This window comes from Bradyrhizobium sp. GW821-FHT12B03 (assembly GCF_058807535.1).
The window spans coordinates 314,580-336,129 of sequence record NZ_JBXAQU010000007.1; the positions used below are offsets into that span (position 1 = coordinate 314,580).

The window sequence follows — 21,550 nt, forward strand, 5'->3', positions numbered from 1 at the left end:
CGGGCGATTCGAATAAGTTGCTGAATTCCCTGTACTTCCCGATCGCGGGCAGTTGGCACGGAAGTTGAATTACTTTGTCCGACGCCAACGACGACGTCCCTCAACATCATCAATCAGCATCGTGAACTCGCCACCGGGGTGAAGCCTCGGAGCGCGCCTCCATGCCTGGAGGCTGAGCCTGCAACGACGCAGCGGTGAGCCTGGAAGGGATAAGCAATGACCAAGAGTCCAACTTGGATTTCTGACTGGCGCCCCGAAGATGAGGCGTTCTGGAATGCGGGCGGTAAAACCATCGCCCGGCGTAACCTGATCTGGTCGATCGTCGCCGAGCATATCGGCTTCTCGGTGTGGCTGATCTGGAGCATCGTCACCACCAAGCTGCCGCAGGCGGGCTTCCACTACACCACCGACCAGCTGTTCCAGCTCGTCGCGGTGCCGGGGCTCATTGGCGCCTTCATGCGCTTTCCCTATACCTTCGCGGTCACGACCTTCGGCGGCCGCAACTGGACCATCTTCAGCGCGGCGATCCTGTTCATCCCGACGCTGTCGCTCGCCTATTTCGTCAGCCAGCCCGACACGCCGTTCTGGCTGATGCTGCTGATCGCCTCGACCGCGGGTCTCGGCGGCGGCAATTTCGCCTCCAGCATGACCAACATCTCGTTCTTCTTCCCGGACAGGATGAAGGGTTGGGCGCTGGGCCTCAATGCGGCCGGCGGCAATATCGGCGTCTCCAGCGTGCAGCTCCTGACGCCGATCCTGATGACGCTTGCCGTGATCAACCTGTTCCAGGCCACGCCCGTCGACGGCGTGTTCCTCCAGAACGCCGGCCTGATGTGGGTGCTGCCGATCGCGATCGCGGTGTTCGGCGCGGTGTTCTTCATGAACAACCTGACCACGGCCAAGTCGTCGATCAGGAACCAGCTTGCCGTCGTCAAGCGCAAGCACACCTGGATCATGGCGTATCTCTATATCGGCACGTTCGGGTCCTTCATCGGCTACTCCGCGGCGTTTCCGCTGCTGATCAAGACGCAGTTCCCGTCGGTGACGATTTCGATCGCGTTCCTCGGGCCGCTGGTTGGTTCGTTGTCGCGACCGCTCGGCGGCTGGCTTGCCGACAAGGTCGGCGGCTCCATCATCACGTTCTGGAATTTCATCGTGATGGCGGGCGCCACGGTCGGCGTGCTCTATTTCGTCGGGCACAGGGATTTCATCGGCTTCCTGTCGATGTTCCTGCTGCTGTTCGTCACCACGGGCATCGGCAACGGCTCGACCTATCGCATGATCCCTTCGATCTTCCGCGAGCAGAACCTGTTCAAGGCGCGCGGCAAGGGCGATGCGGCGCGCGCGGCAGCCCTGAAGACGGCGAGCATCGAGAGCGGTGCGGCGGTCGGTTTCATCGGCGCGGTCGGCGCCGTCGGCGGCTATCTGATCCCGAGCGGCTTCGGCAAGTCGATCGCCATGACCGGCGGCCCGTCGCTCGCGCTCGCGATCTATCTCGGCTTCTACGCCTCCTGCCTTGCCCTGACCTGGTGGTTCTACCTGCGCCGCAGTCCGCAAGGTGAAGGCGCGCCAAGCCTCGCCGAAGCACGGGTGTGACACTTGGTATGAAACTCGCTTCTCCCCGTACGCGGGGAGAAGTCTCTCTGATGACGTTTGACCCATGAACCTTGTTCGCAACGGCGCGCACCAAGGCAAACCGAACAGACAGGAGAACATCATGACGCCCGAACAGATCACCCTCATCCAGCAGAGCTTCTCCAAGGTCGCGCCGATATCGGAGCAGGCCGCAGTGCTGTTCTATGATCGCCTGTTCGAGGTGGCGCCGTCCGTGCGCGCGATGTTCCCCGAAGACATGACCGAGCAGCGCAAGAAGCTGATGGGCATGCTCGCCGCCGTCGTCGGCGGCCTGTCGAACCTCGACTCGATTCTTCCCGCGGCCTCGGCGCTCGCCAAGCGACACGTCGGCTATGGCGCCAAGGCCGAGCACTATCCCGTGGTCGGCGCGACCTTGCTGTGGACCCTGGAGAAGGGCCTCGGCGAAGCCTGGACGCCCGAACTCGCCACGGCCTGGACCGACGCCTACGGCGTGCTGTCCGGCTACATGATTTCCGAGGCCTATGGCGCGCAGGCGCAGGCCGCCGAATAGGAGATGCGTTGTGAGTGAACCGCTCGTCATCGTCGGTAACGGTATGGCGGCCGCGCGTCTGGTCGACGAGCTCGCCAAGACCGCGCTCGGCCGCTACGCGGTCGCCGTGATCGGCGAAGAACCGCGGCTCGCTTACAACCGCGTGCTGCTCTCCTCCGTGCTGGCCGGCGAGACCGGCTCGCACGAGATCGAGCTGCGGCCGGCCGACTGGTGGCGCCATCGCGGCGTCACGGTGCGCTACGGCTACCGCGTCACCGAGATCGACACCGGCCGCCGCGAGCTCAAGATCGAGGGGGAGGAGAGCATGGAATATTCCAAGCTCGTGCTTGCCACCGGATCGACGCCGCTGCGGCTGAACGTGCCCGGCGCCGATCTCGCCGGCGTGCACACCTTTCGCGATACCCGCGACGTCGACCTGCTGCTGACGCTTGCGGCGGCGAAGAAGCGCGTTGTCGTGGTCGGCGGCGGCCTGCTCGGACTTGAAGCGGCCTATGGGCTTGCCAAGGCCGGCGCGCCGGTGACGCTGCTGCATCTGATGGACCGGCTGATGGAGCGTCAGCTCGATCTGCCCGCGGCCGACCTGCTCAAGACGCTGGTCGAGCGCAAGGGCATCCGCATCCTGCTCAACGCCTCGACCGCCCGCATCCATGGCGAGGGCCATGTCGAAGCGGTCGAGCTCGCCGACGGTAGCCGCATCGAGGCCGACGCCGTGATCTTCGCCGCCGGCATCAGGCCGAACGTTGCGCTGGCCAAGGACGCCGGCATCGCGGTCAATCGCGGCATCGTCGTCAACGACGTCATGCAGACGGCTTCGCCCGATATCTACGCGCTCGGCGAATGCGCCGAGCATCGCGGCACCTGCTATGGCCTGGTCGAGCCCGCCTATGAGCAGGCGCGCGTGCTGGCGCAGCATCTCGCCGGCCGCCCCGCCGCCTATCAGGGCAGCGTGGTCTCGACCAATCTCAAGGTCTCCGGCGTCAGCGTGTTCTCCGCCGGCGACTTCATGGGCGGCGAGGGCAGCGAGAGCCTCGTGCTGTCGGACCGCAGGCGCGGCACCTACAAGAAGCTCGTCGTCGCCGATGGCCGGCTCACCGGTGCGGTGCTGATCGGCGATACCGTCGATGCGCTCTGGTATCTCGAGCTGATCCGCAACCGCGACAAAGTGGCGGCGATCCGCACCGACATGATGTTCGGCCGCGCGCTCGCGCGTCCCTCCAAAGCGGCTTGATAAGGCAGCTCGACATGACGGCGATCGACCCGAAGCTCCGTGCCACCAAGACCACCTGCCCCTATTGCGGGGTCGGCTGCGGCGTGCTTGCAACGCCCGACGGCAAGGGCGGCGCGGCGATCGCCGGCGACCCCGATCATCCCGCCAATTTCGGCCGGCTGTGCTCCAAGGGCTCGGCGCTCGGCGAGACCGTCGGGCTCGAGAGCCGGCTGCTCTATCCGATGATCCGCTGCAAGGGCGTGCTGGAGCGCGTCGCCTGGAGCGATGCGCTCGACCATGTCGCCCATCGCATGCAGCACATCGTGGCGCGCGACGGCGCCGACGCGGTTGCGTTCTATCTCTCGGGTCAGCTCCTCACCGAGGATTACTACGTCGCCAACAAGCTGATGAAGGGCTTTGTCGGCACCGCCAATGTCGACACCAATTCGCGGCTCTGCATGTCGTCCTCGGTCGCCGGCCATCGCCGCGCCTTCGGCGCCGACACCGTGCCTGGCTGCTACGAGGATCTCGACCAGGCCGATTTGCTGGTGTTCGTCGGCTCGAACGCGGCGTGGTGCCACCCGGTCCTGTTCCAGCGCATGCTGAAGAACCGTGGGGAGCGCGGCGCGCGCATGATCGTGATCGATCCGCGCCGCACCGACACCGCCGGCGACGTCGATCTGTTTCTTGGCCTCAGGCCCGGTACCGACACGGCGCTGTTCTCCGGCCTGTTCGTCCATCTCGCCGACAACGGCGCGCTCGACCAGGATTACATCGCGCAGAATACATCGGGCTTCGACGATGCGCTGGCCCGCGCGCGCAGCATCGCCGGCAGCGTCACCGCGACCGCGCTCGCCACGGGCCTCACCGAGCAGGACGTCGCGATCTTCTTCAAGATGTTCCGTGACACCGAGCGTGTCGTCACGCTGTATTCGCAAGGGGTCAACCAGTCGGCGCAGGGCACCGACAAGGTCAATGCGATCCTCAACTGTCATCTCGCCACGGGCCGCATCGGCAAGCCGGGTGCCTCGCCGTTCTCGCTCACGGGTCAGCCCAACGCGATGGGTGGCCGCGAGGTCGGCGGCCTTGCCAACCAGCTCGCCGCGCACATGAACTTCACGCCGCCGGACATCGACCGCGTCAGGCGGTTCTGGAAGGCGCCGCGCATCGCCACCCATGAGGGGTTGAAGGCGGTGCAATTGTTCGAGGCCATCAACCGCGGCGAGGTCAAGGCGCTGTGGGTGATGGGCACCAACCCCGCAGTGTCGCTGCCCGATGCCGATTTCGTGCGCGAGGCGCTGAAGAAGCTCGAACTGTTCGTGGTTTCCGAGAACGTGCTCTCCAACGACACCGTCGAGGCCGGCCCGCATGTGCTGCTGCCGGCGCTGGCCTGGGGCGAGAAGTCGGGCACCGTGACCAACTCCGAGCGGCGCATCTCGCGCCAGCGTTCGTTCCTGCCGGCGCCCGGCGAGGCACGGCCGGACTGGTGGATCCTGAGCGAGACCGCAAAGCGTCTCGGTTTCGGCGACAGCTTCAACTACAAATCCGCCGCCGATATCTTCCGCGAGCATGCCGCGCTCTCGGCCTTCGAGAACGACGGCAGCCGCGATTTCGACATCGGCGCATTGACCTCGCTGTCCGACGACGCGTTCGATGCGTTGAAGCCGGTGCAATGGCCGGCGCGCGAAGGCGCTGCGCCGGGCGAGCGCTTCTTCGCGGCGGGCGGCTTCTTCACCAATGACGGCAGGGGCCGCTTCGTCGCGCCGGAGGTGCCGGCGCTGCGCAGCGAGACCGGGCCGTCGCGTCCCCTGCGGCTCAACACCGGGCGCATCCGCGACCAGTGGCACACCATGACGCGTACGGGGCTGAGCCAGCGGCTGGGCGCGCATCTGCCCGAGCCGTTCGTCGAGATCCATCCTGACGACGCCAACAAATACAACATCGCCCATGCCGGCTTTGCCCGCATCACCACCGATTACGGCCAGTGCATCCTGAAAGTCGTGGTCAGCGACCGGCAGCAGCGCGGCACCCTGTTCGCGCCGATCCACTGGAGCGCGATGAACGCCTCGCACGGCCGTGTCGGCGCGCTGGTCGCACCGTTCACCGATCCGTTCTCGGGGCAGCCGGAATCGAAGGCGACGCCGGCTGCGATCACGCCCTATGAATACGTCTTCCGTGGCTTCGCGCTGTCGCGCAAGCAGCTCGACCTGCCGCCGAACCTGCTGTGGACGCGCGTCACGGTCAGCGGCGGCTTTGGCTATCTCTTTGCCGACAACGCCGATCTGTCGCGCTGGCCGGCCTGGCTCGAGAGTATTGCGGGCGAGGATGTCGCCGAGTACCGCGACTTCGGTGGCGGCGTCTATCGTGCGGCTTCATTCGCGGGCGACCGCATCGAGACCTGCCTGTTCGTCGGCCCCGCCCATGACGCCGGCGACTGGGAGGTGGTGAAGAGCCTGTTCGTGGCCGATCAGGTCACCGACGAGCAGCGCCGCATGCTGCTCTCGGGCAAGTCCAGCGAAGGCGCCGCCGCGACCGGCCCGATCGTCTGCGCCTGCTTCGGCGTCGGCCGCGGCACCATCTGCGACACCATCGTCGCCGGCGCGCGCACTGCCGCCGAGATCGGCGCAAAACTCAAGGCCGGCACCAATTGCGGTTCCTGCATCCCCGAGCTGAAGCGCCTCATTGCGACGACGGAAGTCGCGCCGGCGAAACCGGTGAAGGTCGCGGGAGCTGCGGGGTAGGTCTCGTGCCCCGGACGCTGCGCAGCACGAAGTGATGCGCTGCAGAGCCGGGGCCGATTTTGCAGAAGAGTGTGTGGCGTTCCTGGGTCCCGGCTCTGCACTGCAACGCTGGCGCGTTGCAGTGCGTCCGGGACACGAGAGCGGTATAGGATAGCACGCAGCCATGCCCTCCGCCCCAATCGACGCGCCGTCGATTGTGCCCTATGTTGCCGCGCTTCCCAATCAGCCCCAATAACAACAATGATGTACCTGGAAACGCCGCCGAGCCTGATCGAAACCAAGCTCTTCTCCGCGATGCCCGAAAAATTCCGCCGCAAGAGCGTGCGGACGGATTGGGCCGACGCCAACCGGCCAGGTGTGGCGACCGACAGCTTTATCGAGGGGCCGTCCTTCGACAAGGACGGCAATCTCTACATCGTCGACATTCCCTTCGGCCGTATCTTCCGCATCGCGCCCGATGGCGAATGGTCGCTGGTGATCGAGTATGAGGGCTGGCCGAACGGGCTGAAGATCGCAGCCGACGGCCGCATCCTGGTCGCCGACTACATGCACGGCATCATGGAGCTCGACGCGAAAGCCGGGCGTATCAAGCCGATCTTGACTGCGCGCAATTCGGAATCGTTCCGCGGCTGCAACGATCTGCATCTGGCGTCCAATGGCGACATCTATTTCACCGATCAGGGCCAGACCGGCCTGCATGATCCCAGTGGTCGCGTCTACCGGTTTGCGCCGAACGGCCGGCTCGAGTGCCTGCTCGACACCGGCATCAGCCCGAACGGCCTCGTGCTCGATCCCAGCGAAACCGTGCTGTTCGTCGCGATGACGCGCGACAATGCGGTGTGGCGATTGCCGTTCATGAAGGATGGCAACGTGTCCAAGGTCGGCCGCTTCTGCTCGCTGTTCGGCACCAGCGGTCCTGATGGCATGACCATGGATGCGAAGGGGCGCCTGTTCGTCGGCCACGCCTCGCTCGGCCACGTCTTCGTGTTCGCTCCGAACGGCGAGCTGATCGCGCGCATCAAATCGTGCGCAGGGCCGAATTGCACCAATGTCGCCATCGGTGGCGCCAGGAAAGATCGGCTCTATATCACGGAGTCAGCGACCGGCAGTGTGCTGGTCGCGGATATCGGCAGCCTCTAGAGTATCTGAAGGATCGCACATGAACACAAAACCCTTTGGCAGGACCGGCGCGAACGTCTCCGTCATCGGGCAGGGCACCTGGTATCTCGACCATGGCGACCGCAAGCGCGCGATCGCGGCGCTTGCGCGCGGGCTCGATCTCGGCATGACGCATATCGACACCGCCGAGATGTATGGCGACGCCGAGCTCGTCATCGCGGATGCGATTGCGGGCCGGCGTGACGAGGTGTTCCTCGTGTCGAAAGTGCTGCCGAGCAATGCGTCGCGCCGCGGCACGATCACGGCATGCGAGCGCTCGCTGAAGCGGCTGAAGACGGATCGGCTCGACTGCTATCTCCTGCACTGGCGCGGCTCCTATCCGCTCGAGGACACCGTGGCCGCGTTCGAGGAACTGGTGAAATCAGGCAAGATCAAATCCTGGGGTGTCTCCAATTTCGACGCCGACGATCTCGACGAGATTCTCGATGTCTCCGGCGAAGGACGTATCGCCTGCAATCAGGTGCTCTATCATCTCAAGGAGCGCGCGATCGAGCATGCGGTGATCCCGTGGTGCGAGAAGCATGGCGTCGCCGTCGTCGCCTATTCGCCGTTCGGTCACGACGACTTTCCGGACGCGCGCAGCAAAGGCGGCGCCGTGCTGGCGCGCATCGCGGATGCGCGGCGCGTGACGCCGCGTCAGGTCGCGCTGAGCTTCCTCACCCGTGCGACTACGGTGTTCGCGATTCCGAAGGCGTCGTCCGCGGAACACGCCGGCGAAAATGCGGCCGCCGGTGATCTCGTGCTGACGAAAGAGGAGATTGCGGCGCTGGATGCGGCGTTTCCACGCGGTCCGAAGCCGCGCGGCCTGCCCATGCTGTAGTGCAGCAAAGGCCTATTATTAATGGAGTATTGACGCGCGCGGACCTGAGCGCATATCGGCATCCTGTTTTCGGAAGTTGTGAAGGCGGCGCATTTGTCGTTTTTTACGAGCGTACTCGATTCGCATTTTTCCCGAGTTCCAGCCGTGACCCCGCCGCCAGCCGCAGCCGCAAGGCTCGACAGTATTTCCGTGTCCATGCCCGAGAAGAAGCATGTCGGCCGCCGCGCGCCTGCGCGCGTCGATCATCCGTTCAAGGGCATCGCGCTGATCCTGCTGTCGACGGTATTTCTGGGCTGCTCCGACACCGCCGCGAAATATCTCTCGACGAGCCTGCCCTCGATCGAGATCACCTGGATCCGCTTCCTTACCTTCGCGCTGATGTTCACGCCGGTGATGCTGCGGTCCTCGCCGTATTACGCGATGCGCACCGATCGTCTCGGCATGCATGTGATGCGCGGTGCGGTGCTGCTTGGATCGTCGCTGTTCTTCATCACCGGCTTGGGCTTCCTCCCGATCGCGGAGGCGTCTGCCACCGGCTTCGTCGCGCCGCTGTTCGTCACCGCGCTTTCGATCGTCTTTCTCGGCGAGAAGGTCGGCATGCGTCGCTGGTTCGCCACCGCGCTCGGTCTGATCGGCGTGCTGATCATCCTGCGGCCGGGCACCGGCGCGTTTCATCTGGCCGCGTTCTTCCCTGTCGTCTCGGCGGCGTGCTGGGCCGGCACGCTGATCCTGACGCGCATGATGAGTGGCCGCGAGGCCGTCGTCACCACCATGGCCTATTCCTCGCTGACGGGCCTTGCGATCCTCACCGCAATTGTGCCGTTCGTCTGGGTGACGCCGTCCTGGACCGCGATCGCGCTCGGCATTTTCATCGGCGTCGCCTCGACCGCGGGCCAGTGGATCGTCGTGCTGGCCTATCGCTACGGCGATGCCTCGGTGCTGGCACCGTTCTCCTACTCGCAGCTGTTGTGGGTCAGCATTCTCGGCTTCTTCATCTTCGGCGAGGTGCCGAGCGTCTGGACCATCATCGGCGCGGCCTTCATCGTCGCCAGCGGGCTCTACATTGCCCATCGCGAGCGCGTCCGCCGCGCCCAGCTCCTGGTGCTGGAAGAGCGTTCCCCGAACGCCTGACGCAAGTTCGCAGCTTCCGCGTCGTGCTATCAACAGCTCCAACAACACGGGAGGAGCCGGATGCGCGCTGCGATCTTCAGGAACGGCGAGATTGTCGTGGACCGGATGGCCGAGCCGACGCCGGGCCCCGGCCAGGTTCTGGTCAAGACGCTCGCCTGCGGCATCTGCGGCTCCGATCTGCACGCCCGCCAGCATGCCCACCGCATGGTGGAGATGGCGCGGAAGACCGGGCGCAAGCCGATGGACCTCGCCCGCGACGTCGTGTTCGGTCATGAATTCTGTTGCGAGATCGTCGATTACGGTCCCGGCACCGCGCGCAAGCTCAGGCCCGGCACCCATGTCTGCTCGCTGCCGGCGCTGGTGACGCCGCAGGGCATCGAGGGCATCGGCTATTCCAACGACAATGTCGGCGGCTACGCGGAAGCGATGCTGCTGAGCGAGGCGCTGCTGCTCGAAGTGCCCAATGGTCTGGCCCCCGAACATGCCGCGCTCACCGAGCCGCTGGCGGTCGGGGTTCACGCTGTGGCGAAGGCCAACATTCGCGGCGGCGAGGTGCCGCTCGTCATCGGCTGTGGCCCGGTCGGGCTCGCCGTGATCGCTGCACTGAAGATCAGGGGGCTGCACCCGATCGTCGCCGCCGACTATTCGCCGGCGCGGCGTGCGCTGGCGGCCAGGCTCGGCGCCGATATCGTCGTCGATCCCAGGGTGTCGCAGCCCTACGCCAACTGGGCCGAGCACGCCCAGATGTCGGAAGCGGAAAAGGCGGCGCGGCCGCCGTTCCAGGCGATGTGGCCCGCGCTGAAGCCCGCGCTGATCTTCGAATGCGTCGGTGTGCCCGGCCTGTTGCAGCAGGTGTTCGAGGGCGCGCCGCGCGATGCGAGAATCGTCGTGGTCGGCGTCTGCATGGAGAGCGACAGGAACGAGCCCATGCTCGGCATCATGAAGGAGCTCAACGTCCAGTACGTGCTCGGTTACACGCCGGACGAATTCGCCGCGTCACTGCGCCTGATCGCGGAAGGCCAGGTGGACGCCGCAGCGATGGTGACGGCCGAGGTCGGCCTCGACAGCGTCGCAAAGGCGTTCGCTGATCTCGCCAATCCCGAGGCGCACACCAAGATCATCGTGCAGCCGTGGCGATGACAGTGCGGCCGCGAAGACGGTGCGCTCCCTCTCCCGCTTGCGGGGGAGGGCTGGGGTGGGGGTGCCTCCGCATCGGGAATCTCTCCGTGGAGAAAGCCCTCACCCGCGCCTCCGGCGCGACCTCTCCCGCAAGCGGGAGAGGTTAACGGAGAGCGCCTACTCCAATCAATATTTCGACGGCACGTACATCTCCGGCGGGATCGGGCCGCGGTGATAATCGGGATTGCGCACGCGCGGCGGCAGCACCACCGGCACGCGCGCGACCTCCTGGTACGGCATCTGGCTCAGCAGATGCGCGATGCAGTTGAGGCGGGCGCGCTTCTTGTCGACGGCATCGACGATCCACCACGGCGTATCAGGCAGGTGCGTGTGTTCCAGCATCGTCTCCTTGGCCTTGGTGTACGCCTCCCAGCGGCTGCGGGCCTCGACGTCCATCGGGCTCAGCTTCCACTGCTTCAAAGGATCCCTGATGCGCATGCTGAAGCGGAACTGCTGCTCGTCGTCGGTGATCGAGAACCAGTATTTGACCAGGATGATGCCGGAGCGGATCAGCATCCGCTCGAACTCCGGCACGGTCTTGAAGAACTCCTGGTACTGCTCGTCGGTGCAGAAGCCCATCACGCGCTCGACGCCGGCGCGGTTGTACCAGCTGCGGTCGAACAGCACGATCTCGCCGCCGGCCGGCAGATGCGTGACGTAGCGCTGGAAATACCATTGCGTGCGCTCGCGCTCGCTCGGCGCCGGAAGTGCCGCGACGCGGCAGATGCGGGGATTGAGCCGCTGGGTGATGCGCTTGATGACGCCGCCCTTGCCGGCGGAATCGCGGCCCTCGAACAGCACCACGACCTTCTTCTTCTCGCTCTGCACCCAGTCCTGCAGCTTGACCAGCTCGCCCTGGAGCCGGAGCAGCTCTCTGAAATAGAGCCTGCGATCCACCGACGGGCGGAGCGCGTCGGTCTCGTCCAGCAGCTCGTCGAGCCTGCTGTCATCGAGCTCCATCTCCAGCTCTTCGTCGAGATCGTCGGTCATTTCCCGGATGATGCGCTCGCGTTTGGCCATTTCAGGGGTGCGGTCGGATGCGGTCATGGGTCCTTCTTTCGGCAGGGTGCCTGTCGCCCGTGACCATCGAGGGGGTTTGTTGCGGCCATGTGACAGCGGTGGCCGGGTAAGCTGTCAGACCGGCAGCGCGATCGAATATTTGACCTGGCTGAGCGCAAAGCTCGACTCGATCGAGGCGATGCCGTCGAGCCGGGTCAGCTTGGTCTTCAGGAAGGTCTCGTAGGAGGCGAGGTCGGCCGCCACCACGCGCAGGAGGTAGTCGCGGTTGCCGGTCATCAGATAGCATTCCAGCACCTCGTCCCATTTCGAGATCGCGCGCGCGAAGCGGTTGAGGTCCTCCTCCTTCTGCCGCGCCAGCTTGATCGAGATGAAGACGCTGACATGCAGCCCCAGCGCCTTCTGGTCCACGGTCGCGATGTAGCGCGAGATGACGCCGCGCTCCTCCAATAGCTTGACCCGGCGATGGCACGGCGAGACCGACAGCCCGACCTTGTCGGCGAGCTCCTGCATGGTCAGCCGGCTGTCGTTCTGGAGGTGACTGAGGATTTTGCGGTCGATGGCGTCGAGCTCGGGCATTGGGATGAAACCTTGGTCTGGGAGCGCTTGATTGGTAAAATATCCCAATTTCGGCGGGTATGGCGCGAAAGATTGAGAAGTTTGGCGCGGCCCGCAGGGGTATGATCCGCCTTATTTTCCGGAGCATCGCCATGCCCGTCGATTCCGCGCGTCTCGAAACCCTGACTGCCCTCAGCCGCAAGGCGCTGTGGCTGTCGTCATGGACCATCCACCACGCCAACCACATCCGCCCGAACGCGGACGGTCTCAAGGTCGGCGGTCATCAGGCCTCCTCGGCCTCGCTCGCCACCATCATGTCGGCGCTGTATTTCAGCGTGTTGCGGCCCGAGGACCGCGTTGCGGTGAAGCCGCATGCGAGCCCGGTGTTCCACGCCATCCAGTATCTGTTCGGCCGGCAGAGCCGCGAGAAGCTGGAGAATTTTCGCGGCTTCAAGGGCGCGCAGTCCTATCCCTCGCGCACCAAGGACGTCGACGACGTCGATTTCTCGACCGGCTCGGTCGGCCTCGGCGTCGCGCAGACACTGTTCGCCTCGCTGGTGCAGGATTACGTCAAGGCGCATGGCTGGATGAAGGACCGCCGCGAAGGGCGGATGATTGCCCTCGTCGGCGATGCCGAGATGGACGAGGGCAATATCTTCGAGGCGCTGGCAGAAGGGTGGAAGCACGGCCTGCGCAATACCTGGTGGGTGGTCGACTACAACAGGCAGTCGCTCGATGCGGTCGTGCGCGAAGGGCTCTGGGAAAAGTTCGAGACCATGTTCCGCAATTTCGGCTGGGACGTGGTCATCGTGAAATACGGCCGGCTGATGCGCGAGGCCTTTGCGGAACCCGGCGGCGAAGCGTTGAAGCGCTGGATCGACAACTGCCCGAACGCGCTCTATGCGGCGCTGTGCTTCCAGGGCGGCGCGGCCTTCCGCAAGCATCTCCACGACGAGATCGGCGACCAGGGTCCGATCACCAAGCTGATCGACAAGCGCAGCGACGAGGAGCTGCTCGCGCTGATGTCGAATCTCGGCGGCCACGACATGGCGAGCATGCTGGACGCCTTCGAATCCATCGCCCACGATCGCCCGGTCTGCTTCATCGCCTATACCATCAAGGGCGTCGGCCTGCCGTTCCAGGGCCACAAGGACAACCACGCCGGCCTGATGACGGTCGCGCAGATGGAGACATATCGCCAGAGCCAGAACATCCGGCCCGGCCACGAATGGGACAGATACGAGGGCCTCGCGCAGGACGCCGCCGAACTCGACGCCTTCCTTGCGCGCGTGCCGTTCAACCAGGATGGTCGCCGGCTGACCGCCCCCGTCGTCGAGGTGCCCCGGCAACTCGCCTTCAAGCCATCGCCGCAGATGTCGACCCAGCAGGGCTTTGGTCTCGTGCTGAACGAGATCGCGCGCGGCGACAGCGAGCTCGCCAGTCGCATCGTGACGACCTCGCCCGACGTCACCGTCTCGACCAATCTCGGCCCCTGGGTGAACCGGCGCGGCCTGTTCGCGCGCGGCGAGAAGGCGGACTTATTCCGCAGCGAGAAAATTCCCTCCACCTTCAACTGGGACTTCTCACCCAAGGGGCAGCATCTCGAGCTCGGCATCGCCGAGATGAACCTGTTCATCATGCTCTCGGCGCTCGGCCTGTCGCACCAGATCAACGGCGAGCGGCTGCTGCCGGTGGGCACGCTGTACGATCCCTTTATCGAGCGCGGCCTCGATGCGCTGAACTATGCCTGCTACCAGGATGCGCGCTTCATGGTGGCGGCGACGCCGTCAGGCATCACGCTCGCGCCCGAAGGCGGCGCGCATCAGTCGATCGCGACGCCGCTGATCGGCATGGCGCAGGATGGCCTGGCCTCGTTCGAGCCGGCCTTCGTCGACGAACTCGCCGTGATCATGGGCTGGGGTTTCAACCACATGCAGCGCGATCCGGGTGAGGGTGGTTCCGTGTACTTGCGGCTCTCGACGCGCAGCATCGAACAGGCGCAGCGCATCATGACGCCGGAGTTGGAGCAGGGCATCACCGACGGCGCCTATTGGCTGCGCAAGCCCGGACCCAATGCCGAGCTGGTGATCGCCTATACCGGCGCTGTCGCGCCCGAAGCGATCGAGGCGACCGGCTTCATCGGCGAGAGCCGGCGCGACATCGGCCTGCTCGCGATCACCTCGGCCGATCGTCTCCACGCAGGTTGGACCGCCGCACGGACATTGCGCCGCGACCGGCGCAGCGTGCAGCATCTCAGCCACATCGAGAAACTGCTGGCGCCACTGCCGCGCGATTGCGGCATCGTGACCGTGATCGACGGCCATCCGGCCACGCTCGGCTGGCTCGGCAGCGTCCGCGGCCACCGCGTCGAGGCGCTCGGCGTCGAGCAATTCGGCCAGACCGGCAGCATCGCGGACCTTTATCGGCACTACGGCATCGACGCCAATGCGATCATCGATGCGGCGGAAAGCCTCACCACCGGCGCGCCGGTGCTGCATCGGAAGATGGCGGTGTAGTCGAGGTAACCGCGGCGCATGGGCCCCGGCTCAGCAGCGCATCACTGAAGAAGTGCTGCGCTGCATCCGGGGCACGAGCGTGTCTGGACTCGTTATAATCCAGTGTCCCGGACTAGGCGCGACATGAAATGTCGCGTCGCGGAGCCGGGACCCAGAGCTGCGCTTGCCACCCCTCGCGATGCGCCCCATATTCCGCCCGTCCGCCGCAACGCTGGCCCCGCATATGGCGGGTTCAATTGCCGGCGCTTTCGTGCAAGGATGCCTGCCGAAACGCCCCCACCATGCCCCCAAGAAGAGGTTAACGATGGTCAATCGCATGCAATTCTACATCGACGGCGCCTGGGTCGATCCCGCCGTCAAGAAGTCCACCGCCGTGGTCAATCCGGCGACGGAAGAGGCGATGTACGAGGTTGCGCTGGGCTCCAAGGCCGACGTGGACAAGGCGGTTGCCGCCGCCAAGCGCGCCTTTGTGACCTTCTCCCAGACCAGCCGCGAGGAGCGCGTCGCGCTGCTCTCGAAAGTCATCGAGATCTACAAGGGCCGCCTCAAGGAGATCGGCGCTGCCGTCTCCGACGAGATGGGCGCGCCGCTGCCGATGGCGGAGAAGCTGCAGGCCGGCGCGGGCCTCGGCCATCTCATGACCACGCTCGACGTGCTCAAGAACTATCATTTCGAGGAGCCGGTCGGCACCGCCATGGTGCTGCGCGAGCCGATTGGCGTGGTCGGCATGATCACGCCCTGGAACTGGCCGCTCAACCAGATCGCTTGCAAGGTCGCGCCCGCGCTCGCCGCCGGCTGCACCATGATCCTGAAGCCCAGCGAGTTCACCCCGACCTCGGCTTTGATTTTTGCGGAAATCCTCCATGAAGCCGGCGTGCCGAAGGGCGTGTTCAACCTCGTCAACGGCCTCGGCCCCGAGGTCGGCGCCGCCATGAGCGAGCACCCCGACATCGACATGATCTCGTTCACCGGCTCGACCCGCGCCGGCATCGACGTGGCCAAGCGCGCAGCTCCCACCGTGAAGCGCGTCAGCCAGGAGCTCGGCGGAAAGTCGCCGAACGTCATCCTCGAAGGCGCCGACCTGACCAAGGCGGTGACCGGCGGCGTGATGCACATGTTCAACAACTCCGGCCAGTCCTGCAACGCGCCCTCGCGCATGATCGTGCCGGCCTCGAAGATGAAGGAAGTCGCCGCGATCGCGAAGGCCGTCGCCGACAAGACCAAGGCCGGCGATCCCCGCGGCGAAGGCACCACGATCGGTCCCGTGGTCAACCGCGGCCAGTGGGACAAGATCCAGGGCCTCATCAAGAAGGGCATCGACGAGGGCGCAACGCTCGTCGCCGGCGGCCCGGGCCTGCCCGAAGGCGTCAACAAGGGCTTCTACGTCCGTCCGACCATCTTCGCCGACGTCACCCCCGACATGACGATCGCCCGCGAGGAAATCTTCGGACCGGTGCTGACCATCATCGGCGCCAAGGACGAAGCCGAGGCCGTGCACATCGCCAACGACACGCCGTACGGCCTCGCTGGCTACGTCACCGGCGCTTCAGTGGAGGACGCCAAGCGCGTCGGCCGCCAGATCCGTGCCGGCAACGTCAACCTCCAGGGCGTGCCCAACGACCGCACCGCGCCGTTCGGCGGCTACAAGCAGTCCGGCAACGGCCGCGAATGGGGCAAGTACGGCCTCGAGGACTTCCTCGAAGTGAAGGCGGTCGCCGGCTTCAACGCGGCGTAGGTTTCAGCGCCTGACCAAACGAAGCGCCGGAGCGGGAAACCGCTCCGGCGTTTTTCGTTTTGCTCCGCCGTCGCCTCCTCTTCGTCGTTGCGAGCGCAGCGAAGCAATCCAGAATCCCTCCGCGGAGACAGTCTGGATTGCTTCGTCGCATCAGCGCAAAATTGCTCCGCAATTTTGTCGCGAGCTCCTCGCAATGATGGGGAGAGAGTTGTTATCCCCCCAACGCGCCCTGCGTGTTCACATACAGCGCGTAGATCGACTGGCTCGCCGCCATGAACAGGCGGTTGCGCTTGACGCCGCCGAAACAGAGATTGGCGCAGCGTTCGGGCAGCGCGATGCGGCCGATCATGACGCCGTCGGGCGCGAACACCACGACGCCATCGAGCTCGGGGTCGCCCATGCCCCAGCCGCACCAGAGATTGCCGTCGATGTCGCAGCGCATGCCATCGGGCGTGCCCGGGCCGGCATCGATGTGGACGCGCTTGTTGGAAATCGTGGTGCCATCAGCCGCAACATCATAGGCGAGGATTTTTCGGTTCGGCACTCCGCGGGATTCCACGACGTACAGGATCTTCTCATCCGGCGAGAAGCACAGCCCGTTCGGCCCGAGCACGCCCTCGGCGACGATGGTCGCCTTGCCGGTCTCCGGATCGAGCCGGTAGACATTCGGATCGATCTCGGGCTCGGCCTTGTAGCCCTCGTAATTGCCTAGCAGGCCGAAGGTCGGATCGGTGAACCAGATCGAGCCGTCGGATTTCACCACGACGTCGTTCGGCGAGTTGAGCTTCTTTCCGCCAAACGAGTCCATCAGCACGGTGATGCTGCCGTCATATTCGGTGCGGGTCACGCGGCGCCCGCCATGCTCGCAGGTGACGAGCCGACCCTGGCGGTCGCGCGTGTTGCCGTTGGCGAAATTCGAAGGCTTGCGGAACACGCTGACGGCCCCGGTCTCTTCTTCCCATTTGATGATGCGCTGGTTCGGGATGTCACTGCAGAGCAGATAGCGCCCGTCGCCGAACCACACCGGCCCCTCGGCCCAGCGCAGCCCTGTTGCAATCCGCTCCACTGCCGACAGTTTCAGCCAGTATTTCTCGAAGCGGGGATCCAATGCCTTTATCGCTGGATCGGGATAGTAGCTCGCCGGCCGCCAGCCCGACCGCTCCTGGGTGTGGGACGATGCCTCATTCATGTCGGTTCTCTCGTTTCGTTCCCTCTGGACAATCCTGCTATCATTAGAGACACGTGACGGCAAATCGGTCACCAACGGCGAGGGAAGACATGCCGCGTATCTTGATGACGGGAGCTTCGGGCGGAATCGGAACGCGCCTGCGCAAACTGCTGCCGCCGATCTATCCGGACCTGCTGCTCAGCGACATCCGCACGCCCGCCGATCTCGGCCCCAACGAGCAATTCGAGGCGGCGGATCTGTCCGACCTCGCGCAATGCGAGGCGATCTGCGAGGGCGTCGACGGCATCATCCATTTCGGTGGCTATTCGGTCGAAGGCCCCTGGGACGACATCCTCCAGGCCAACATCATCGGCGGCTACAATCTGTTCGAGGCCGCCTACCGCAAGGGCGTCAAGCGCGTGGTGTTCGCCTCGTCCAATCACGTCGTCGGCTTCTATCCGCGCCACCACAAGATCGGCACCGACGTCACGGTGCGTCCCGACGGTCGCTACGGCGTCAGCAAGGTGTTCGGCGAAGCGGTCGGCGCGCTCTATGCCGACAAGCACGGGCTCAAGGTCACCTGCATCCGGATCGGCAATTGCGACGAGAAGCCGCTCGACCACCGCCGCATCTCGATGTGGCTGAAGCCGGAAGACCTGGTGCAGCTCTGCCGGATCGGGCTCGAGCATCCCGACATCCGTTTCGAGGTCTTCTACGGCGTGTCGCTGAACGAGCGTGCCTGGTGGGACAACCACCGCGCCTACGAATTCGGCTACCGCCCCACCGGGCGCTCCGAGGATCATGTCGCGCACGCGATGGCCGAGCAGGCCAAGCTGAAGCCCGATCCGATCGCCGACCACTACCAGGGCGGCTCATTCGCGAGCCTCGAGTTCGACGGCGATGCGAGCCGCATCATCGATTGGAATAAGCGGTAGGGCAGTGGTGCCGTGGCGCGTTCGTTTACGAAACCCACCAAGCTTGATCCTTGCAACCGGATCGAGCGAACAAGAATGAATAGATGCAGCGTTGACTTATCACGGCATGGGGGCGCGGTACACGAGGCGTCTCGATAGGATCCGACCATGATCTCCGTATGCACTCACCTTATGTTTCAAGGCGGTAAAGCGCGGGCAGCGATCGACCTGTACGGGTCTGTCTTCCTGGGCTTCAGGATCGTGTCCATGGAAGAGTATGGGCCAGGTGGTCCCACTCATGGCCTCATCAAGATGGCCAAGATCGATTTTCATGGGCACGCGTTGATCGTTATCGACAGTCCGGTGCCCCACAAGTTTGATTTCACGCCCTCGATGTCCTTGTTTGTCGATTTTGACCAGCCCGCGGAATTGGATCGAGCGTTCGATAGGCTTGCCGTGGGCGGTGACGTCAAGATGCCATTGGGCGACTATGGTTTCAGCCCGCGATTTGGATGGTTGACGGATCTGTTTGGTGTCTCTTGGCAGCTCAATCTGCCGAAGGCTCAGTGACCGCTTGGAGTCAAAGAGCCAGACCCTGGCGTTCAGCTTCCTCCCCCGCAATCCTCGCCAGATAATCCTTCTTGCTGAACTGCATGTGATCCACGCACAGCTGGGCCAGCGCCCAGCTGTCGCGGCCCTTCAACAGCTCGATCATCAACTCGTGCTGGCGCCGCGATTGCGCCAGCCCTTCGCGGTCGGCGAGGTTTTTCGCGCGCATCGGCAGCGTCAGGTTCATGTAGTCCTGGAGCGAGCGCACCAGATAGGGATTGCCGCAGGCTGAGAACAGCGCGAGGTGGAAGGCGTCGTTGGCCTCGTGGATGCCGCGCAGATCCTGCAAATCGGCCTTCGCACAATATTGCCGTTGCAGCGCAGTCAGCTCGTCGATCAGGGCCTGCGGCGCGGGCAGAGGGATCATCAGCGCGGCCTGCCGGGTCAGCATCTCCCGGACCTCGTAGATCTGCCTGACTTCCTCGGCCGAGCAGAACCGCACGGTGGCGCCGACATTCTTCTCGCGGCGGACGATGCCGCGGCGCTCCGCATCCACCAGCGCCTGGCGCACGAAGTGGCGCGAGGTGCCGTAGGCCGACATCAGCGCGTCCTCGGTCAGGCGCGCGCCCGGCGCGAGGCGGCCGAAAATGATGTCTTCCTCCAGCCGCGCGACCACGTCGTCCGGATCGTCGCGCCGGACCGTCATCGCGTCTGCCGTGCGAATGTCGGCCATCCCCTCAGCCTCCGGCCCAGCGCCGGTCCGTCCTGTGGAGCAGGGAAGGAGCAGATTGTCAATAATCCAGTCGCTTTGCGGTGCGAAGATCCAGAAATTTGCAAGATGACGCCTATCTTATTGACAATCGAGGGGCAGTCTGTACGACAATGGCTGGGTGAATGGAGTGGCATGATGACGAGTGGCTTGCGCAAGGGTTTGACGAGCTATGGCGATGCCGGCTTCTCGCTGTTCCTGCGCAAGGCGTTCATCAAGGCCATGGGCTATTCCGACGACGCGCTGGAGCGTCCGATCGTCGGCATCACCAACACCTATAGCGACTACAACCCCTGCCACGGCAACGTGCCGCAGATCATCGAAGCCGCCAAGCGCGGGGTGATGCTGTCGGGTGCGATGCCGTTCGTGTTCCCGACCATCTCGATCGCCGAGAGCTTTGCGCATCCGACCTCGATGTATCTGCGCAACCTGATGGCGATGGACACCGAGGAGATGATCCGGGCCCAGCCGATGGATTCGGTGATCGTGATCGGCGGCTGCGACAAGACGCTGCCGGCGCAGGTGATGGCGGCGATCAGCGCCGATCTGCCGACTGTGGTCATTCCCGTTGGCCCCATGGTGGTCGGCCATCACAAGGGCGAGGTGCTGGGCGCCTGCACCGACTGCCGCCGGCTCTGGGGCAAGTATCGCGCCGGCGAGATGGACGATGCGGAGATCGAGGCGGTCAACGGCCGTCTCGCGCCCTCGGTCGGCACCTGCATGGTGATGGGCACGGCATCGACCATGGCCTGCATGATCGAAGTCATGGGCCTGTCGCTGCCGATGAGCGCGACGATTCCCGCGCCGCATGCCGAGCGCTTCCGCCTTGCCGAGGCGAGCGGCCGGGTCGCGGCCGAGATGGCCAAGACCAAGGGGCCGAAGCCGAGCGAGCTGTTGACGCCGGCTTCGTTCAAGAACGCGCAGGTCGTGCTCCAGGCGATCGGCGGCTCGACCAACGGCCTGATCCATCTGACCGCGATGGCGCATCGCTCGCCGCACCGGCTCGATCTCGACGTGTTCGACCAGATCGGCCGCGATGTGCCGGTGCTGGTCGATCTCAAGCCGTCCGGCGAGCACTATATGGAGCACTTCCATCACGCCGGCGGCGTGCCGAAGCTGCTGGCGCAGCTCGGCGATCTCGTCGATCTCGATGCCAAGACCATCTCCGGTCAGACGCTGCGCGATATCGCGGCGAATGCGGAAGACGTGCCCGGCCAGGACGCGATCCGCCCGCGCAACAATCCGATCAAGAAGGAAGGCGGCCTTGCCGTCCTGCATGGCAATCTCGCCCCGCGCGGCGCCGTCATCAAGCAGTCGGCGGCGAGCCCGAAACTGTTGCAGCACACCGGGCGTGCGGTGGTGTTCGAATCCGTCGAGGACATGACCTTGCGGGTCGACGATCCCGAGCTCGACGTCACCGCCGATGACGTGCTGGTGCTGCGCAACGCCGGCCCCAAGGGCGCGCCGGGCATGCCCGAGGCGGGCTATCTGCCGATCCCGAAGAAGCTCGCGCGCGGCGGCACCAAGGACATGGTGCGCATTTCCGACGCGCGCATGAGCGGCACCGCGTTCGGCACCATCGTGCTGCACATCACGCCGGAATCCGCGGTCGGCGGGCCGCTGGCGCTGGTGAAGAACGGCGACATGATCCGGCTGGACGTTGCCAAGCGCAGCATCGAGCTGCTGGTCGATGCCGGCGAACTGGAGCGCCGGCGCGCGGCGTTGAAGCCGGCGGCTGCTCCGGAGGAGGCGCGGCGCGGCTACGCCTGGCTGTTCAACGAGACCATCATGCAGGCCGACGAGGGCTGCGATTTCGATTTCATGCAGAGGACTGGCAAGACAACCTAGAGGCAGACCGAGAAGGGGTGATCAACCACCCGAACGAACGCTCAGACCGCACAAGCGGCGGGCGATAAAACAG

Annotated in this window: 17 protein-coding genes; 13 read left to right on the top strand and 4 right to left on the bottom strand. The window is 65.0% G+C overall.

What is annotated here, in order from left to right:
• Positions 1 to 216: 216 nt before the first annotated feature.
• The 8 genes from AC1RUR_RS16810 to AC1RUR_RS16845 all read left to right on the top strand — a co-directional run bounded on the left by AC1RUR_RS16810 (position 217) and on the right by AC1RUR_RS16845 (position 10,364).
• Positions 217 to 1,596 (top strand): MFS transporter, encoded by a 1,380-nt coding sequence (locus AC1RUR_RS16810; RefSeq protein ID WP_492845875.1) that lies wholly within the window; start codon positions 217 to 219, stop codon positions 1,594 to 1,596.
• Between the two features lie 121 nt (positions 1,597 to 1,717).
• Positions 1,718 to 2,146 (top strand): globin family protein, encoded by a 429-nt coding sequence (locus AC1RUR_RS16815; RefSeq protein ID WP_492845877.1) that lies wholly within the window; start codon positions 1,718 to 1,720, stop codon positions 2,144 to 2,146.
• Between the two features lie 10 nt (positions 2,147 to 2,156).
• A complete protein-coding gene (locus AC1RUR_RS16820; protein WP_492845879.1) occupies positions 2,157 to 3,374 on the top strand; it encodes an NAD(P)/FAD-dependent oxidoreductase in 1,218 nt (405 codons plus the stop codon).
• Between the two features lie 14 nt (positions 3,375 to 3,388).
• Positions 3,389 to 6,094, top strand: coding sequence for a nitrate reductase (locus AC1RUR_RS16825; protein WP_492845881.1), 2,706 nt, complete (start codon positions 3,389 to 3,391; stop codon positions 6,092 to 6,094).
• A gap of 243 nt (positions 6,095 to 6,337) precedes the next feature.
• Positions 6,338 to 7,234 carry an SMP-30/gluconolactonase/LRE family protein gene (locus AC1RUR_RS16830; RefSeq protein ID WP_492845953.1) on the top strand — a complete coding sequence of 299 codons (897 nt, stop codon included), beginning with the start codon at positions 6,338 to 6,340 and terminating at the stop codon, positions 7,232 to 7,234.
• A 19-nt stretch (positions 7,235 to 7,253) separates the two neighbouring features.
• Complete coding sequence (locus AC1RUR_RS16835; protein ID WP_492845883.1) at positions 7,254 to 8,093, top strand: aldo/keto reductase; 840 nt, start codon at positions 7,254 to 7,256, stop codon at positions 8,091 to 8,093.
• A gap of 189 nt (positions 8,094 to 8,282) precedes the next feature.
• Positions 8,283 to 9,224, top strand: a complete 942-nt coding sequence (locus tag AC1RUR_RS16840; protein WP_492845955.1) for a DMT family transporter — start codon at positions 8,283 to 8,285, stop codon at positions 9,222 to 9,224.
• A 60-nt stretch (positions 9,225 to 9,284) separates the two neighbouring features.
• Positions 9,285 to 10,364: a zinc-binding dehydrogenase gene (locus tag AC1RUR_RS16845; RefSeq protein WP_492845885.1), complete on the top strand. Its 1,080-nt coding sequence runs from the start codon at positions 9,285 to 9,287 to the stop codon at positions 10,362 to 10,364.
• Positions 10,365 to 10,529: 165 nt separating this feature from the next.
• Here AC1RUR_RS16845 and ppk2 read toward each other — a convergent pair whose 3' ends face one another.
• Positions 10,530 to 11,450 (bottom strand): polyphosphate kinase 2, encoded by a 921-nt coding sequence (gene ppk2, locus AC1RUR_RS16850; protein ID WP_492845887.1) that lies wholly within the window; start codon positions 11,448 to 11,450, stop codon positions 10,530 to 10,532.
• Between the two features lie 87 nt (positions 11,451 to 11,537).
• Entirely contained in the window at positions 11,538 to 11,999 is a 462-nt protein-coding gene (locus tag AC1RUR_RS16855; protein WP_128953055.1) for an Lrp/AsnC family transcriptional regulator, read from the bottom strand.
• 131 nt (positions 12,000 to 12,130) lie between these two features.
• Here AC1RUR_RS16855 and AC1RUR_RS16860 point away from each other — a divergent pair, with 131 nt between their 5' ends.
• Positions 12,131 to 14,494, top strand: coding sequence for a thiamine pyrophosphate-binding protein (locus AC1RUR_RS16860; RefSeq protein ID WP_492845889.1), 2,364 nt, complete (start codon positions 12,131 to 12,133; stop codon positions 14,492 to 14,494).
• A gap of 304 nt (positions 14,495 to 14,798) precedes the next feature.
• Positions 14,799 to 16,229, top strand: coding sequence for an aldehyde dehydrogenase family protein (locus tag AC1RUR_RS16865; protein WP_492845891.1), 1,431 nt, complete (start codon positions 14,799 to 14,801; stop codon positions 16,227 to 16,229).
• A gap of 211 nt (positions 16,230 to 16,440) precedes the next feature.
• On the opposite strand, the gene AC1RUR_RS16870 is transcribed toward AC1RUR_RS16865, so the two are convergent.
• A complete protein-coding gene (locus AC1RUR_RS16870; protein WP_492845893.1) occupies positions 16,441 to 17,418 on the bottom strand; it encodes an SMP-30/gluconolactonase/LRE family protein in 978 nt (325 codons plus the stop codon).
• An 89-nt stretch (positions 17,419 to 17,507) separates the two neighbouring features.
• On the opposite strand from AC1RUR_RS16870, the gene AC1RUR_RS16875 reads away from it, so the two are divergent.
• On the top strand, positions 17,508 to 18,332 hold the full coding sequence (locus AC1RUR_RS16875; RefSeq protein ID WP_492845895.1) for an NAD-dependent epimerase/dehydratase family protein: 825 nt from the start codon (positions 17,508 to 17,510) through the stop codon (positions 18,330 to 18,332).
• Between the two features lie 147 nt (positions 18,333 to 18,479).
• A complete protein-coding gene (locus tag AC1RUR_RS16880) occupies positions 18,480 to 18,881 on the top strand; it encodes a VOC family protein (protein ID WP_492845897.1) in 402 nt (133 codons plus the stop codon).
• 10 nt (positions 18,882 to 18,891) lie between these two features.
• On the opposite strand, the gene AC1RUR_RS16885 is transcribed toward AC1RUR_RS16880, so the two are convergent.
• Positions 18,892 to 19,593, bottom strand: a complete 702-nt coding sequence (locus tag AC1RUR_RS16885; RefSeq protein ID WP_492845899.1) for a GntR family transcriptional regulator — start codon at positions 19,591 to 19,593, stop codon at positions 18,892 to 18,894.
• 174 nt (positions 19,594 to 19,767) lie between these two features.
• Here AC1RUR_RS16885 and AC1RUR_RS16890 point away from each other — a divergent pair, with 174 nt between their 5' ends.
• Positions 19,768 to 21,477, top strand: a complete 1,710-nt coding sequence (locus AC1RUR_RS16890; RefSeq protein ID WP_492845900.1) for an IlvD/Edd family dehydratase — start codon at positions 19,768 to 19,770, stop codon at positions 21,475 to 21,477.
• The last annotated feature ends 73 nt before the right edge of the window (positions 21,478 to 21,550 follow it).